Here is a 1,315-nt window from a genome sequence, read left to right as displayed (position 1 = left end):
TCCCGCTCCTCGCTTCACCAGCAGGCCGTCGACCCCACGGGATCGGCGGCCTGCCGCGTTTCCGCGCTGCGCTGCCCCGTCCCGGCCCGTCCCGTCCCGTCCCGGCATGATCGACTCGGGTTCCTGCAAGGCGCGGTGTCCCTCGTGCCGGGATGCCCCGATTTCCAGGAAGCCGAGTCGATCAACGGGCCGGGCCGAGCCGATCAACGGGCCAAGCCGGACCGAGACCGGGCCGGGCCCAGGCCGAGCCGGGCCAGCAGGGTTAGCGCAGGCCGGCGGCGGCGAGCAGGTTGCCCTCGGGGAGTGCCGGGAGGGCGCGACCCTGCGACATCCGCTGCTCGGCGCGCTCGGCGGTGAACGCGGCGTCGTGGTGGATGGCGGCGGCGTAGCTGGCGGCGGTGCGCTGGGCGATCGCGGCCCACCCGTACTGGTCGCGGACCGTCCGGCGGGCGTTGCGGGCCATGACGCGGGCGCGGTCGGGGTCCGACAGGAGCGCGTCCACGGCGTCGGTGAGGCTGTCCGGATCGTGCGGGCGGAAGGTCATCCCGGTGACGCCCGGCTCGACGATCTCGCCGAGGCCACCGGTGGCGGCGACGGCCAGGGGAGCGCCGGCCGCGGCGCCCTCCAGGGCCACCATGCCGAACGGCTCGTAGATGCTCGGCACGGCGAAGCAGTCGGACGCGGCCATCAGCGCCGGCAGGTCGGTGCCGCCCAGGAAGCCCGGCATGGTGACCATGCCGCCCAGGCCGCGGCGGTGCACCTCGGCCTCCAACTCGGTGCGGTACGGGCCGTCGCCGGCGATCACGGCACGCAGGCCGGGGTGCCGCTCGCGCAGTCGGGGGAGCGCCGCGATCAGGTGCTGCACGCCCTTCTCGTACACGAGGCGGCCGGCGAAGGTGACGAGCGGGCCGTCCCCGGCGAAGCGGGCGCGGGCGGCGGCCACGGCACGGGCGGGCACCTGCCAGCGGTGCGGCTCCACGCCGTTGGCGACCACGTCGACCCGTCCGGCCGGTACGCCGAACAGCGCGTTGACCTCGTCACGCATGTACCCGGAGCAGACGATCACCCGGTTGGACTCGCTGCTGAGCCACTGCTCGACGCCGTGGATGGTGCGGTTCATCTCCTCCGGGAGCCAGCCCTGGTGTCGGCCGGCCTCGGTGGCGTGGATGGTGCTGACCAGCGGGATGTCCAGGTGGTCGCGCAACGTCATCGCGGTGTGGGCGACGAGCCAGTCGTGGGCGTGGATGACGTCGTAGGCGCCGGCCTGGGTGGCGCGCAGGGCGGTGCGGGTGAGGGTGTGGTTGAAGGCCATGGT

1 protein-coding gene is annotated in these 1,315 nt (G+C 74.5%); it reads right to left on the bottom strand.

Translation table 11 applies throughout. From position 1 onward, the window contains the following. Nucleotides 1-262: 262 nt before the first annotated feature. The coding region (locus AB0B48_RS33145; RefSeq protein ID WP_357208610.1) for a glycosyltransferase family 4 protein at nt 263-1,315 on the bottom strand (1,053 nt) is incomplete at its 5' end.

It is taken from the genome of Micromonospora sp. NPDC049089, from assembly GCF_040648775.1.
Classification (GTDB): domain Bacteria; phylum Actinomycetota; class Actinomycetes; order Mycobacteriales; family Micromonosporaceae; genus Micromonospora.
Note: the sequence above shows the minus strand (reverse complement) of the source record. Positions and strands in the feature narration are given on the sequence as shown.